Raw genomic sequence first — 13,378 nt, forward strand, 5'->3', positions numbered from 1 at the left:
TAAGGGGCCAACGGACCCCGACGCGCGCCGACCGGCAACTTCACCGTGTTGCGTTCATGCGCGGGTTTTGGGTCATCGATGACGACTGACCGATCCGATCGGGAATGCGAAGAGCAGATGCTCTTTCTTCTGTACGGGCATCCATGGCACGCCAGACTCGACGGGGCGCACGAGTGCGCTTCTCACGGCTGACGCAGCGCCGCGCGCACCCGCTCGGTGTCGGCCGGCGTCCAGCCGTCGGGTGGCAGCACCGCCACCCAGCCGTCCAGGATCGTGTCCGCGTAGTTGTGCCCGTGCCCGGCGGGCATCTGCTCACCGTGGAACAGATCCGCGCTGACCTGCCAGAACGTCACCACCGGGTACCAGCGCATGGAGGCGGTCCGGTCCGGGCCGGGCGCTTCGGTGAGCCAGTCGGGCCGCGCGAACAGCAGGTCCGGTGACCACCACACCACCGGATCGGAGGCGTGCTGCAGGAACAGCACCCGGGTGCCCTGCCACGGCGGCGCGGCGATCCGGGCGATCTCGGCCGGCACCGTGCCCTGGGCGAACCGCACTGTGCGGCCGTTGTCGTAGCGCGGCAACACGGCGGTGCTGCCGGGGTCACGCCGCACCAGCAACGCATGCCAGAGCGGGCTGGCCTGCGGTGGCCCCACCCACAGCACGGCCTCATAGCCCATGTCGGCGACATCGGGCAGCCAGTCGAACGCGGCCTGCCCGGCCATCGATCCCAGACTCTCCCCGTAGAGCACCAACTTGGGCCGGTGCTGCGCGGGCAGGCCTCGCCACCGCTCGGCGATGGTGCGCACCAGCAACCGGCCGGAGTCCATCGATTTACGTTGGTCGGCCAGGAAGGAGATCCAGCTCGGCAGGTAGGAGTACTGCACGCCGACGATGGCGGTGTCGCCGTTGTAGAGCATCTCCAGCGCGTCGGCCGCCGCCGGGTCGACCCACCCGGTGCCGGTGGTGGGCACCACGACCAACACCTGGCGGTCGAAGGCGTGGGTGCGGTCCAGTTCCTCGAGCAGCAGCTGCATGCGCGCCTGGTCGTCGCCCGCACTGTGCAGCCCGGCATACACCCTGATGGGTTCACGGGCGGGCCGTCCGTTGATCCGGGCGAGCTCGGCGGCGTGCACTCCCCCGGCGACGAAGCTGCGGCCCTGGCTGCCCAGGGTGGCCCAGGGCGCCAACGACTCCGGGCTGCCGGATCGCTCCGGTTGTAGCGGTTGGTTCGTCCCGGGCACGGTGGCGCTGTCCTCGGGCTGGAACACCGCGCTGGCGCCGGCGAAGAAACCGCGGATCAGCACGCCGTTGATCAAGGTGGTCAGCAGCACGACGACGATCGCGCTGCCGATGAACATGGCGACTTCGCGGTGCAGGTGCCAACGCCGGATCAGCGCCCGTGCCAGCAGCCGACTGGCGTCGATCAGCACCCGCACCGTCGCCACCAGCGCCGCGGCCACCCCGATGGCCACGCCGAGGGTGCGCAGGTAGCCCAGGGTTGCCGGGCCTTCGATGCCCAGCAGTTCGGAGACCTGGCGTTGCCAGCCGGCGGCCGGGATCAGCATCACAATGCACGCGACCGGGGCCGCCACCACCACTGTTGCCTTGAGCGCGAGCAAGACCGGGCGCGGCGGCGGCCACCAGTCGGCACCGCGCAGGACGAACCGCTCCACCGCTGCACCGATCAGCACCCCCAGCCCGTAGCCGAAGGCCGCGTTGATCCCGCCGATCAGCCCCTGGAACAGCCAGTCGCGCGGCAGCAGCGACGGGGTCAGCGACAGGCAGAAGAACAGCGCACCGAACGCCACCCCGACGAACCCCAGCCGCAGCAGGCTCCAAGCCCACACCAGCAGTGGGTGTTTGGCCGGCGCCTGCATCCTGGTCGGACTATCCGAACAGCCCCGGCAGCACCGCTTCGGAGGTGCTGCGCAGTTCGGTCAGCGACACACTGAACTGGCCCTGGACCTCTATCTCCTGCGAGGCCTGGTCCACCACGCCGACGCGAGTGGCCGGTAGGCCGCGCGCCTCGCACATGGAGCGCAATCGGCTCTCCTCGGTGCGCGGCACCGCCACCAGGGCCCTGCCCGCCGACTCGGAGAACAGGAAGACGAACGGGTCGGCATCTTCGGGAAGCAAGATGCGGCAACCGGTTTCACCGGCGATCGACGACTCGACCACCGCCTGGATCAGCCCGCCTTCGCTCAAGTCGTGGGCTGCCGAGATCAGGCCGTCGCGCGATGCCGCGCTCAGCACCTCGGCCAGCAGCTGCTCGCGCTCCAGATCGACCTTCGGCGGCAGTCCGCCCAGGTGGTCGCCGGTCACCTGCGCCCAGATGGACCCGTCGAATTCGTCGCGGGTGTCGCCGAGCAGAATCAGCGTCTCACCCGGTTCGACTCCGAACGCGGTGGGAATACGGCGGCCGACGTCGTCGATAACCCCGAGCACCCCGACCACCGGGGTGGGGTGGATCGGCGTGGCGCCGGTCTGGTTGTAGAAGCTGACATTGCCGCCGGTCACCGGAATCCCCAGTGCCGCACAGCCGTCGGCCAGACCGCGAACGGCCTCGGCGAACTGCCACATCACCCCGGGGTCTTCCGGAGAACCGAAGTTCAGGCAGTTGGTGACGGCGATCGGGGTGGCGCCGGTGACGGCCACGTTGCGGTACGCCTCGGCCAGCGCCAGCTGCGCCCCGGTGTAGGGGTCGAGCTTGGTGTAACGACCAGAGGCGTCGGTGGAGATCGTGATCCCGCGACCGGAGGCCTCGTCGATGCGCAGCATCCCACCGTCGGCGTGTTCGGCCAGCACGGTGTTGCCGCGCACGTAGCGGTCGTACTGTTCGGTGATGAACGCCCGGCTGCACAGGTGCGGGCTGCCCAGCAGCGCAAGCAGCGTCGCACGCAGCTCCTCACCGGTGACCGGCCGCGGCAGCTTGTCGGAGCGGTCGGCGTTGAGCGCGTCCTGGGTGTCGGGGCGCGTGACCGGGCGCTGATAGATCGGGCCTTCGTGGGCCACGGTGCGCGGCGGAACGTCGACCACGGTCTGTCCGTGCCAGGTGATCTGCAACCGGTCGCCGTCGGTCACCTCGCCGATCACGGTGGCGAGTACGTCCCACTTGGCGCAGACCGCCATGAAGGCGTCGACGTTCTCCGGGGCCACCACGGCGCACATGCGTTCCTGCGACTCGCTGGACAGCACCTCGGCCGGGCTCATGTTCGCTGCGCGCAGCGGCACCTGGTCCAGCTGGATCGCCATTCCGCCATCGCCGGCAGAAGCCAGCTCAGAAGTCGCACAAGACAATCCGGCACCACCGAGATCCTGGATGCCGACCACCAGCTTGGCGGCGTAGAGCTCCAGGCAGCACTCGATGAGCACCTTCTCGGTGAAGGGGTCGCCGACCTGCACTGACGGAAGCTTCTTGCGGCCCGCGCCGCTCTCGTCGCCGCCGAAGGTGTCCGATGCCAGCACCGACACCCCGCCGATGCCGTCCAGCCCGGTACGCGCGCCGAACAGGATGATCTTGTTGCCGGCACCGGAGGCGAACGCCAGGTGCAGGTCTTCCTTCTTGAGCACGCCGACGCACAGCGCGTTGACCAGCGGGTTACCCGCGTAGCAGGGGTCGAAGATGGTTTCGCCGCCGATGTTGGGCAGCCCGAGGGAGTTGCCGTAGCCGCCGATGCCGCGCACCACTCCGTCGAGCACCCGGCGGGTGTCGGGAGCGTCGGCGGCGCCGAACCGCAGCTGGTCCATCACCGCGACCGGGCGGGCGCCCATCGCCATGATGTCGCGCACGATGCCGCCCACTCCGGTGGCCGCACCCTGGTAGGGCTCGACGTAGGACGGGTGATTGTGCGACTCCACCTTGAAGGTGACGGCCCAGCCGTCGCCGATGTCGACGACGCCGGCGTTCTCGCCGATGCCGGCCAGCATGGCCTTGCGCATCTCGTCGGTCGTGGTCTCACCGAAGTAGCGCAGATGCACCTTGGAGGACTTGTAGGAGCAGTGCTCACTCCACATCACCGAGTACATGGCCAGCTCGGCGTCGGTGGGGCGGCGGCCCAGGATGTCGCGGATGCGCTGGTACTCGTCGTCCTTGAGACCCAACTCGGCGAACGGTTGCGGGTGCTCGGGCGTTGCAGCGGCGTGTTCGACGGTGTCCAGCGTGGTCGGGGGCGTCACGGGCACAGTCTATGGCACCGATTTCGGCTCAGTCCGGCGCCAGGAATGCCGTCAGAGCCGCCGCATAGGAGCTCACGTCCCGTGCGCCCATCAGTTCCCGTGCCGAATGCATGGCCAGCTGCGGAGCGCCGACGTCAACGGTGGGGATCCCGGTACTTGCGGCGCTCATCGGGCCGATGGTCGATCCGCAGGGCAGATCGGCCCGATGCTCGTAGCGCTGCAGCGCCACCCCGGCCTTCTCGCAGGCCAGCGCGAAGGTGGCGGCGGTGCGGCCGTCGGTGGCGTAGCGCAGGTTGGGCTGCACCTTGAGCACCGGGCCGGCGTTGACCGCGATCGGATGGCCCGGTTCGTGACGCTCCGGGTAGTTCGGGTGGGTGGCGTGCGCCATGTCCGCCGAAGCCAGCGTGGAGGCGGTCAGCCGGCGCAGGAAGTCCTCCCGGTCGCCGCCGGCGGCCAGCGTGATCCGCTCCAGCACGCCTCTCAACAGATCGGACTGGGCGCCGTGATCCGACGTCGATCCGACCTCCTCGTGGTCGAACAGCGCCAGCACCGGCAGATGGCGGCCAGGCTTGGCTGCGATCAGGGCTTCCAGCCCGGCGTAGCAGCTGGCCTGGTTGTCCAGCCGCGGCGCGCTGACGAATTCCTGGCCCACCCCGGTCACGGTCGACGGCGCGAGGTCGTGGGTCATCAGGTCGAAGCCCAGCACGTCGCGGGGCTCGGCGCCGGCGCGCTGCGCCACGTAGCCGAGGAAGTCCGGCGACCGGCCGTCTCCCCAGACGGCGTTGATGTGGCGTTGGGGGTCCAGGGTGACCGATTTGCGGTCGTCGGCCAGGTGGATGGCCAGCTGCGGCACCCGCAGGATCGGTTCATCGATACGGACCAGGTGGTGGCTGATTCCCGCGCCCGCAGAATCGTCGCGCACCGAGAGCCGCCCGCTGATGCCCAGCTCGCGGTCCAGCCAGGAGTTCAGCCAGGCCCCGCCGTACGGCGCCAGGGCCACCAGCTGCCAGCCGGCGACCTCGCGGGCGGGATGCTGCTTGACCCGCAGGTTCGGGCTGTCGGTGTGCGCGCCGATGATCCGGAACGGGATGTGGCCGCCGTGCTCCGGACTGTTCCATGCGATCAGTGAACCGGCACGGACGGCGAAGTACCGCCCCGGCGCCTGCGGCCACCGATCGGTCTCGGCGACCTCGGTGTAGCCGGCGGACCGAAGCCGCTCGGCCACGGTTGCGCAGGCGTGAAACGGCGACGGTGAGGCGTCGATGAATTCGCATAATCCGGTTGCGGTGGCCGCCATGGCTCAAGTCTTTCGCATCGGGACGCCGGCGGGGGCGTTAGGGTCGATACCGTGCCGTCCGTCCAGCCCGTGACCGCTCCCCTGACCTGTGCGGCCATTTTTCTGGTGGCAACCATCAACGAGGGCGGCGAGCAGACAGTGCACGAGGCGTTGCCCGACCTGGCGGGTTTCGCCCGGGCGATCGGCTTTCGCGACCCGACCAAACGGCTGTCGTTGGTGACCTCGATCGGCTCGGAGGCGTGGGACCGGCTGTTCGCCGGGCCCCGGCCGGCGCAGCTGCATCCGTTCGTGGAGTTGACCGGTCCCCGCCACACCGCTCCGGCCACCCCGGGGGACCTGCTGTTTCACGTCAAGGGCGAGACCATGGACGTCTGCTTCGAGCTGGCGGGGCGGATCGTCAAGGCGATGGCCGGCGCGATCACCGTGGTCGACGAGGTGCACGGTTTCCGGTTCTTCGACAATCGAGACCTGCTCGGGTTCGTCGACGGCACCGAGAACCCGGTCGACGACGAGGCGCTGGAGGCCACCGCGGTCGGTGACTCCGATCCCGACTTTGCCGGCGGGTCCTACGTGCACATCCAGAAGTACCTGCACGACATGGCCGCCTGGGAGGCGCTGCCGGTCACCGAACAGGAACGCGTGATCGGCCGGACCAAGGCCGACGACATCGAGTTCGACGACGCGGTGAAACCGGCCAACTCGCACATCGCGCTGAATGTCATCACCGACGAGGACGGCAACGAACTGGACATCGTGCGGCACAACATGCCGTTCGGCTCGGTGGGCGCCGGCGAGTCCGGCACGTACTACATCGCGTACGCGCGGACTCCCGACGTCACCGAGCAGATGCTGCGCAACATGTTCTTCGGCGACCCGCCGGGCAACACCGACCGCATCCTGGACTTCTCCACCGCGGTCACCGGCGGGATGTTCTTCACCCCCACCGCCGACTTCCTCGACGATCCGCCGCCGCTGCCGGGAGCAGCGACGCCCACCCCCACCGAGCCCGTCGAATCCACCGCCGTTCAAGGCTCACTGAACATCGGCAGCCTGAAAGGAACCTCGCAATGAACAACCTGTATCGCGATCTGGCCCCGGTCACCGAAGCGGCCTGGGCCGACATCGAGCAGGAGGCCACCCGGACCTTCAAGCGGCACATTGCCGGTCGCCGAGTGGTCGACGTCAGCGAGCCGGCCGGCCCGACGGCCGCCGCGGTGGGCACCGGCCGGCTGACCGGCATCGGCGCGCCGGCCGACGGCGTCGAAGCGCATCTGCGCGACAGCAAACCGCTGGTGCGCCTGCGGGTTCCGTTCACCCTGTCGCGTGACGAGATCGACGATGTCGAGCGGGGCTCGCAAGATCCCGACTGGGACCCGGTGAAGGCCGCGGCCAAGAAGTTGGCGTTCGCCGAGGACCGGATCATCTTCGGGGGCTACCCGGGCGCCGCGGTGGAGGGCATCCGCAGCGCCAGCTCGAACCCGGAGCTGACGCTGCCGGAGGACCCGCGCGGCATCCCCGACGTGATCAGCCAGGCGCTCTCAGCGCTGCGGCTGGCCGGGGTGGACGGCCCGTACTCGGTGCTGTTGTCGGCAGAGACCTACACCAAGGTCGCCGAGACCTCCGATCACGGCTACCCGATCCTGGAGCACCTGCGCCGGCTGGTCACCGGCGACATCATCTGGGCACCGGCGATCGACGGTGCGTTTGTGCTGACCACCCGCGGCGGCGATTTCGACCTGCGGCTGGGCACCGACGTGTCGATCGGCTACCTGTCGCACGATGCCGAGAACGTGCAGCTCTACCTGCAGGAGACGCTGACGTTCCTGTGCTACACCGCCGAGGCAGCGGTTGCGCTGACCTGCTGACGCCATGGCCCCTGGCGGGCTGAGCCCGTCAGACCGACAGCACCGCGTCCAGCGCGGAGTAGAACAGCCCCAGCCCGTCATCGCTGGGCCCGGTCAGCGCCTCGATGGCGTGCTCGGGGTGCGGCATCAGCCCGACCACCCGGCCGTTGGCCGAGCTCACCCCGGCGATGTCGCGCAGGGAGCCGTTGATGTTGTCGAGGTAGCGGAACACCACCCGACCTTCACCCTCCAGCTCGTCGAGCACTGCTTCGGAGGCCACGTAGCGGCCCTCGCCGGACTTCAGCGGCACCAACAGGTCGGCGTCGGCGTCGAATCGGGAGGTCCAGGCCGTCGCGGTGGAGGCCACCCGCAGCCAGACGTCGCGGCAGACGAAGTGCAGGCCCGCGTTGCGGGTCAGCGCACCCGGCAGCAGCCCGGCCTCGCACAGCACCTGGAAGCCGTTGCAGATGCCGAGTACGGGCATGCCTTGGCCGGCGGCCTTGATGACCTCGCCCATCACCGGGGCGAACCGGGCGATGGCCCCGCAGCGCAGGTAGTCGCCGTAGGAGAAGCCGCCGGGCACCACCACGGCGTCGACGCCCTTGAGGTCGGCGTCGGCGTGCCAGAGGCTGACGGGCTCGGCACCGACGAACCGGACCGCGCGGGCGGCGTCGACGTCGTCGAGGGTGCCGGGGAAGGTGATGACGCCGATCCGGGCACTCACGAGGTCTCCCGGCTGACGGTGAAGTCCTCGATCACCGTGTTGGCCAGCAGCGATTCGGCGATCTCGGCCAGCGCGGCGTCGTCGATCGAATCGTCGACCTCGAGCTCGAAGCGCTTGCCCTGCCGCACATCCGACACTCCGGTGTGTCCGAGCCGAGAAAGCGCTCCGACGATCGCCTGTCCCTGCGGGTCAAGGATCTCGGCTTTGGGCATCACGTGCACAACCACCCGGGCCACGGGTGCTCCCTACTGTCGACGGGGAATCGGTCGGGTCAACAATACCGATGCCCGCCGGTGGCGCCGGAGCGCACAATCTTTAGGTATGCAACTGACCCACTTCGGCCATTCCTGCCTGCTCGCCGATTTCGGCGGAACCACGGTGCTGTTCGACCCCGGCAACTTTTCGCACGGCTTCGAGGGCATCACCGGTCTGGCGGCCATCCTGGTCACTCATCAGCACCCCGATCACGCCGACGTGGCGCGGCTGCCGGCCCTGATCGACGCCAACCCGGGTGCCGCGCTCTACGCCGACCCGCAGACCGCCGCCCAGCTGGGCCCGCCCTGGCAGCCGGTGCACGTCGGGGACGCCTTCGACGTCGGGCCGCTGCGGGTGCGCGGAGTGGGCGGGCAGCACGCGGTGATCCACCCGGAGTTGCCGATGATCGACAACATCTCCTACCTGATCGGCGACGACGGCCATCCGGCCCGGTTGATGCACCCCGGTGACGCGCTGTTCGTGCCCGGCGAACCGGTGGACGTGCTGGCCACCCCGGCGGCGGCGCCGTGGATGAAGATCTCCGAGGCGGTCGAGTACCTGCGCGCGGTCGCGCCGCGGGCCGCGGTGCCGATCCACCAGGGCATCATCGCCGCCGAGGCCCGCGGGATCTATCACGGCCGCCTGGCCGAGATGGGACGCGCCGACTTCCAGGTGCTTCCCGAGGAAAGCTCCGTCACGTTTTAGCCGCGTCGCACCCCTTGCGCGAGAGGGCGCGTTTGTGCCGCGACACGCCGCCTACGCCGTACAACTGCGCACGCTCGCGGGAAACCGGGGTCAGGCGATGTCGCTGGCGGCGCCCCGCCCGGCAGCCCGGCCGGAGAAGATGCACCCGCCCAGGAATGTCCCCTCCAGTGCCCGGTAGCCGTGCACGCCGCCGCCCCCGAAACCGGCCACCTCGCCGGCGGCGTACAGCCCGTCGATCGGCTTGCCGTTCGCGCCCAGCACCCGGGAGTCCAGGTCGGTTTCCAAGCCACCCAACGTCTTCCGGGTCAGGATGTGCAGCTTGACCGCGATCAGCGGACCGGCGGACGGATCGGTCAGCCGGTGCGGGGCCACCACCCGGCCGATCCGGTCGCCCAGATAGGCCCGGGCGCCGCGGATCGCGGTGACCTGACCGTCCTTGCTGAATCGGTTCGCCACTTCACGATCGCGCGCGGTGACCTCGGCCTCGACCGTCGCGTACTCCAACGGCACCACATCGGGCAGGTCGTTCATGGCGGCTACCAGGTCACGCAGCGACGAGGCGTGCACGAAATCCACCCCGCGATCGATGAACGCCTGTACCGGCGGGGGCGGCCCGGACCGGGCGCGCGACGCGGCCAGCTGACGCAGACTGCGGCTGGTCAGGTCGGGATTCTGCTCCTGGCCCGACAGCGCGAATTCCTTCTCGATGATCCGCCGGTTCAGCACGAACCAGGTGTAGTCCTGACCGGAGCGAGCGATGTGCTCGAGCGTGCCCAGGGTGTCGAATCCGGGATACAGCGGCCCGGGCAGCCGTACGCCGGCGGCGTCGAGCCACAGCGGCGACGGTCCGGGGATGATCCGGATGCCGTGGCCCGGCCAGATCGGGTCGTGGTTGGTGATGCCCTCGGTGTAGTGCCACATCCGGTCCCGGTTGATCACCCGGCCGCCGGCCGCCTCGGTGATCCCGATCATCCGGCCGTCGACGTGTGCGGGCACCCCGGCCAGCAGCTGCGCGGGCACCCGGCCCATCCGCTCCGGCCAGTTCTGGCGCACCAGATCGAGATTGCCGCCGATACCGCCGCTGGTAACCAGTACCGCAGGGGCACGGAACTCGAACTGTCCCACCGTGTTCCGCGATGACGCCACGCCGCGCTCGGCGGCCGAGGGCTCCAGCACACTGCCCCGCACCCCGGTCACTCGGCCGCCCTCGACGATCAGCTCGTCGACCTGGTGCCGGAAGGCGTATCGGACCCGCGAACGGCCTCGCAGCCGGCCCGCGAAGATCTCCACCAGGGCCGGTCCGGTGCCCCAGGTGATGTGGAATCGGGGCACCGAATTGCCGGGCCCGGTGGCGCCGTAACCGCCACGTTCGGCCCAGCCCACCAGCGGAAACACTTTCAGTCCGCGGGCACGCAGCCAACTGCGCTTCTCACCCGAGGCGAAGTCCACGTAGGCGTGCGCCCATTGGCGCGGCCAGTGGTCGCACGCCCGGTCGAACCCGGCGGTGCCCAGCCAATCCTGTAGCGCCAGTTCGTGGCTGTCACGTACCCCGAGCCGGCGCTGCTCGGGGCTGTCGACGAAGAACAGCCCGCCGAAGGACCAGAACGCCTGTCCGCCCAGATTGGCGCTGTTCTCCTGGTCGACGATGAGAACGCGCTGGCCGCGGTCCACCAGCTCGCAGGCCGCCACCAGGCCCGCCAGACCTGCCCCGACGACGATCGCGTCAGCGTCCGCCTTACCGCTCATGGCGTCCCAGGGTAACGACTCAGGCGCTCAACTCCGAGGCCACGTCGACCGGTGCGAGCGGCCACCGGTAGCGCTCCCGCCGGCAACCGTGGCCCAACGCCGTGTCCACCGCGTCCAGCATGGCCTCGGCCACTCCCGGCTTGTTCAGCTGTCGCGCGCCTACCGACAGCCGCACCAGGCCGTCACGACGAGCGATGCGCTCACTGGTGGCCACCACCATCCGGCACCACCAGGGCGCAGCGAGAAATCCGGCCCCGACGCCGACCACCCGGGCCCGCACGGTATGACCCAGCACCAGGTCGGTGACGCCATGCAAACCGCCCAGAAGCCGGAAACCGTTGTGCGGCAAAGCTTTGATGGTGCCCGGCGAAACGGTCCAGCCGGGCGCGGCGAACAGCCGGGTGCGTAGTCCAAGATGCTCCAGTACGCGGTCGGCGCCGAGTAGCCGCAGATTGGCCTCATGGGCCGGCAGCGTGGCGAACTCGCCGCGGCGCTTCTTGGTGGCGGCCTCGTCGAAGCCGTGCAGCACGATCGCCGCGCCGTCGGCGCGCCGCTGCGTCAGCCAGTCGACGGTGTCCGGATCGCGGTCGAGGCGGTAGTCGCCCCCCAGCCGGGGCGCCACCAGCAGCGACACCGGTACGCCGCGGGCGTCCAGCTGCGCGCAGAAGGCCTCGGCGTCGGCCCGGGTGTGCGCCCCGATTCCGGAGACGGAGACGATCAGTTGTCCGGTCACCACATCAGTGTGACCAGCGCAGGTGACCTGTCGGTGACATCGAGGAAGACGTCAGATAGCGCTACGGAGTCGCCCGGCGGCGACTGTGGTCGGCCGGATCGGTGGTGTCCGCGGCGATCGCCTTGAGGCGGGCCAGATCACGGGGGTGCAGACCCGGCGTCATCTCCAGCGATTCCAGCAGCAGGTCGGTCTGCTCCCGCAGGGCGGGCAGGTGCTCGGGCCGGCCGTATTCCTTGACGTGAGCGACCAGCATCCGCAGCACCCGCAGGATCGCCGCTGCTACCAGGGGCTGACTGGGCGCAACCTGGCGAAGTTGGTCGAAACCGTGCCCGATGTATTCCTTGGGGTCGAGATCCCAGGGCCGCAACAGTATTCGACCATCCGGTCCGGCCACCGCCCGCGGTCGCGGCGGCACCGTCAGCACGCGGCGCAGCAGGCTGCCCACCCGCAGCGTGGCCTCCACCGCCGTGGTCGGGTCGTTGATCGCCGAGCTGAGTGCACGCAGCCCGATATCGACCAGCTGCCGGAAGGCGAAGTCGACGTCTTCCTGCATGGTGCGGCTGTCACTGACGACGACCGCCCGGGACAGCTTGTCCCGCACCCGATCCGGATTGGCCGGCACCGGCCAGATGGTGACCAGCGGCTGGCCGAGGTGGATGTAGGCACCGACGCGGGTGTCCAACCGGATTGTGGTGCCGGCCGGGATCGCGGCCAGCAGCCGCTGGGGGTTGACCTGACTGACCCAGCCGTTGCCGGGCGAGGTCAGCCGCAGTGCGTCCGGGGGAACCTCCATGTCCGCCTCGTGGGCGGGTCGCTCGTGGGCGGCGGCGGCCGCGACGGCGTCGATCACCATGGAGCCCTCGGCCGCGATCTCGCGCACCACCTGCCCGACCTCCAGCCGGTGGGCCAGGTGGTCGACGTGGGCGATGATCGTGATGACCGTCGCGATTGTCAGTACGACCGCGACCGTCACCGTCAGCGGCGGCGCGGGGACCGGCGACGACCCATCGAGGTCGGGCAGGCTCAGCACGCAGTACACGAACGACGCGACCAGCAGGCCGATGACCACCTGGCTGAGCCGGTCTCGGATGAACCACCGCATGACTCGGGGCGACAGCTGCGAACTTGCCAGCTGCAGGCTGACGATGGTCAGCGAGAAGATGACTCCCGCGGTGGTGATGGTCGCGCCGGCGATGGTGGACAGCAGCGTGGTGGCCACACCGCTGTCCATCTTCAGCAGGAAGCGCGGCGACGGGCCGATGTTGCGGTCCGCCACCCGGGTGATGACGGCGAGCGCCATTCCGCCGAACACGATCACCAATGGCAGCGCGAACAGGCTCTCCCGGAACCGGTAGGCCAGCGCCGCCGCCCGCACGCTGGGGAAGCGTTCCGACCGGGTATGCATCAGCCAGGCAGGACGGCTTCGATGGCGGCGATCACCTCGGGTGCATCCGGCACCGTGGTCGGGCGGAAGCGGTTGACCACGCTGGCACCGGGGGCGAGCAGGAACTTCTCGAAGTTCCACTGCACGTCACCGGCGGCGCCCTCGGCGTCGGCGGTCTGGGTCAGCTCCGCATACAGCGGATGGCGGTCCGCGCCGTTGACATCGGTCTTGGCCAGCAGCGGAAAGGTCACCCCGTAGGTGGTGGAGCAGAAGGTCGCGATCTCCTCGGCCGTTCCGGGCTCCTGGCCCATGAACTGGTTGCAGGGCACGCCCAGCACGGTCAGCCCGCGGTCGCCGTAGTCTTGCGCGAGCTTCTCCAGCGCGCCGTACTGCGGGGTGAGTCCGCATTTGGACGCGACGTTGACGACCAGGACCGCACGGTCGGCGTAGTCGGCCAGCGAGGTGGCACGGCCGTCAAGGGTGGTCAGCGGGATATCGACGAGGCTCATGGCCG

Annotated in this window: 12 protein-coding genes; 3 read left to right on the forward strand and 9 right to left on the reverse strand. The window is 69.7% G+C overall.

Annotated elements, in window-relative coordinates:
* Nucleotides 1-182: 182 nt before the first annotated feature.
* From ACJH71_RS19235 to ACJH71_RS19245, 3 genes are read right to left on the reverse strand one after another with little or no spacing between them, the layout of a single operon-like run.
* Nucleotides 183-1,877, reverse strand: a complete 1,695-nt coding sequence (locus ACJH71_RS19235) for an alpha/beta hydrolase (protein ID WP_406759581.1) — start codon at nucleotides 1,875-1,877, stop codon at nucleotides 183-185.
* A 10-nt stretch (nucleotides 1,878-1,887) separates the two neighbouring features.
* Nucleotides 1,888-4,158: a phosphoribosylformylglycinamidine synthase subunit PurL gene (gene purL, locus ACJH71_RS19240; RefSeq protein WP_406759669.1), complete on the reverse strand. Its 2,271-nt coding sequence runs from the start codon at nucleotides 4,156-4,158 to the stop codon at nucleotides 1,888-1,890.
* 46 nt (nucleotides 4,159-4,204) lie between these two features.
* Nucleotides 4,205-5,473 carry a M18 family aminopeptidase gene (locus ACJH71_RS19245; protein WP_406759582.1) on the reverse strand — a complete coding sequence of 423 codons (1,269 nt, stop codon included), beginning with the start codon at nucleotides 5,471-5,473 and terminating at the stop codon, nucleotides 4,205-4,207.
* A gap of 51 nt (nucleotides 5,474-5,524) precedes the next feature.
* Here ACJH71_RS19245 and ACJH71_RS19250 point away from each other — a divergent pair, with 51 nt between their 5' ends.
* Together ACJH71_RS19250 and ACJH71_RS19255 are read left to right on the forward strand one after the other, a co-directional pair.
* Nucleotides 5,525-6,544: a Dyp-type peroxidase gene (locus tag ACJH71_RS19250; protein WP_406759583.1), complete on the forward strand. Its 1,020-nt coding sequence runs from the start codon at nucleotides 5,525-5,527 to the stop codon at nucleotides 6,542-6,544.
* Entirely contained in the window at nucleotides 6,541-7,338 is a 798-nt protein-coding gene (locus ACJH71_RS19255; protein ID WP_406759584.1) for a family 1 encapsulin nanocompartment shell protein, read from the forward strand. The genes ACJH71_RS19250 and ACJH71_RS19255 overlap by 4 nt, the downstream gene beginning before the upstream one ends.
* A gap of 28 nt (nucleotides 7,339-7,366) precedes the next feature.
* On the opposite strand, the gene purQ is transcribed toward ACJH71_RS19255, so the two are convergent.
* Both purQ and purS read right to left on the reverse strand, forming a co-directional pair.
* Complete coding sequence (gene purQ / locus ACJH71_RS19260) at nucleotides 7,367-8,041, reverse strand: phosphoribosylformylglycinamidine synthase subunit PurQ (RefSeq protein WP_406759585.1); 675 nt, start codon at nucleotides 8,039-8,041, stop codon at nucleotides 7,367-7,369.
* The gene (gene purS, locus ACJH71_RS19265) at nucleotides 8,038-8,277 is read right to left on the reverse strand and encodes a phosphoribosylformylglycinamidine synthase subunit PurS (protein ID WP_024441898.1); all 240 of its coding nucleotides are present in this window, start codon (nucleotides 8,275-8,277) and stop codon (nucleotides 8,038-8,040) included. Before purS ends, purQ begins: the two co-directional genes overlap by 4 nt.
* An 85-nt stretch (nucleotides 8,278-8,362) precedes the next feature.
* Here purS and ACJH71_RS19270 point away from each other — a divergent pair, with 85 nt between their 5' ends.
* Nucleotides 8,363-9,001 (forward strand): MBL fold metallo-hydrolase, encoded by a 639-nt coding sequence (locus ACJH71_RS19270; protein ID WP_406759586.1) that lies wholly within the window; start codon nucleotides 8,363-8,365, stop codon nucleotides 8,999-9,001.
* Nucleotides 9,002-9,091: 90 nt separating this feature from the next.
* On the opposite strand, the gene ACJH71_RS19275 is transcribed toward ACJH71_RS19270, so the two are convergent.
* The 4 genes from ACJH71_RS19275 to ACJH71_RS19290 form a co-directional block, all read right to left on the reverse strand.
* Nucleotides 9,092-10,747 (reverse strand): FAD-binding dehydrogenase, encoded by a 1,656-nt coding sequence (locus ACJH71_RS19275; RefSeq protein ID WP_406759587.1) that lies wholly within the window; start codon nucleotides 10,745-10,747, stop codon nucleotides 9,092-9,094.
* Nucleotides 10,748-10,766: 19 nt separating this feature from the next.
* Nucleotides 10,767-11,480 (reverse strand): DUF2334 domain-containing protein, encoded by a 714-nt coding sequence (locus ACJH71_RS19280; protein WP_406759588.1) that lies wholly within the window; start codon nucleotides 11,478-11,480, stop codon nucleotides 10,767-10,769.
* A 61-nt stretch (nucleotides 11,481-11,541) separates the two neighbouring features.
* Nucleotides 11,542-12,885: a DUF2254 domain-containing protein gene (locus ACJH71_RS19285; protein WP_406759589.1), complete on the reverse strand. Its 1,344-nt coding sequence runs from the start codon at nucleotides 12,883-12,885 to the stop codon at nucleotides 11,542-11,544.
* Nucleotides 12,885-13,373 (reverse strand): glutathione peroxidase, encoded by a 489-nt coding sequence (locus ACJH71_RS19290; protein WP_406759590.1) that lies wholly within the window; start codon nucleotides 13,371-13,373, stop codon nucleotides 12,885-12,887. Before ACJH71_RS19290 ends, ACJH71_RS19285 begins: the two co-directional genes overlap by 1 nt.
* Between the last annotated feature and the right edge of the window lie 5 nt (nucleotides 13,374-13,378).

This window comes from Mycobacterium sp. SMC-15, from assembly GCF_045310925.1.
In the GTDB taxonomy this organism is placed as follows: domain Bacteria; phylum Actinomycetota; class Actinomycetes; order Mycobacteriales; family Mycobacteriaceae; genus Mycobacterium.

Excerpts from the sequence above, each read along its gene's own strand:
- ACJH71_RS19235 (WP_406759581.1), bottom strand. The coding sequence starts at position 1,877 with ATGCAGGCGCCGGCCAAACACCCACTGCTGGTGTGGGCTTGGAGCCTG.
- ACJH71_RS19245 (WP_406759582.1), bottom strand. The coding sequence starts at position 5,473 with ATGGCGGCCACCGCAACCGGATTATGCGAATTCATCGACGCCTCACCG.
- ACJH71_RS19255 (WP_406759584.1), top strand. The coding sequence starts at position 6,541 with ATGAACAACCTGTATCGCGATCTGGCCCCGGTCACCGAAGCGGCCTGG.
- ACJH71_RS19270 (WP_406759586.1), top strand. The coding sequence starts at position 8,363 with ATGCAACTGACCCACTTCGGCCATTCCTGCCTGCTCGCCGATTTCGGC.
- ACJH71_RS19275 (WP_406759587.1), bottom strand. The coding sequence starts at position 10,747 with ATGAGCGGTAAGGCGGACGCTGACGCGATCGTCGTCGGGGCAGGTCTG.
- ACJH71_RS19285 (WP_406759589.1), bottom strand. The coding sequence starts at position 12,885 with ATGCATACCCGGTCGGAACGCTTCCCCAGCGTGCGGGCGGCGGCGCTG.
- ACJH71_RS19290 (WP_406759590.1), bottom strand. The coding sequence starts at position 13,373 with ATGAGCCTCGTCGATATCCCGCTGACCACCCTTGACGGCCGTGCCACC.